Raw genomic sequence first — 572 nt, forward strand, 5'->3', positions numbered from 1 at the left:
ACGGATGCTGTGACACCTGTCAATACTGAGCTATCTTCACCATTGACCAAACCTGTTGCACTAAAACCTGATGCTGTTTGGTTTTGTCCGTTATACACAGTGTTTAAACTATTGGCGGTAACGATTGCTTGCGCTTTACTAATATCAGCAGTATCGGTTGCTGTAGTTGCAGCTAGAACATAGTTCCCTGCATCTGCTCCTGATAAAGTTAAGCCATTCACTATCACAGTTTTATTACTTCCAGCATTTTTATCACTAAACGTCGCTGTTCCACTGACAACTAAAACATCCTGACCAATACGGTCATCGCCATAGCTTACGCTTGCCGAGTTATTACCGTCATAAATCTTGTTCTGAGCAGTGATGGTAGCGGTTAAAGTCGCTTTATCTATATCTGCTTGGGTGGTCGCTGTTGTCGATGCAAGCTCATAGTTGCCTGCATCTGTTCCAGTTAATGCAAGATTATTAGCCGTTACGGTTTTACCCGTCGCTGCATTTTTATCACTAAATGTCGCTGTTCCACTGACAACTAAAACATCCTGACCGATTCGGTCGTCGCCATAGCTTACGCT

1 protein-coding gene is annotated in these 572 nt (G+C 43.4%); it reads right to left on the minus strand.

Annotated elements, in window-relative coordinates; all coding sequences use genetic code 11:
* The coding region (locus tag F973_RS15260) for a YDG domain-containing protein (RefSeq protein ID WP_004761502.1) at positions 1-572 on the minus strand (572 nt) is incomplete at both ends.

The sequence above is a fragment of the Acinetobacter sp. CIP 102129 genome, assembly GCF_000368305.1.
GTDB lineage: Bacteria > Pseudomonadota > Gammaproteobacteria > Pseudomonadales > Moraxellaceae > Acinetobacter > Acinetobacter parvus.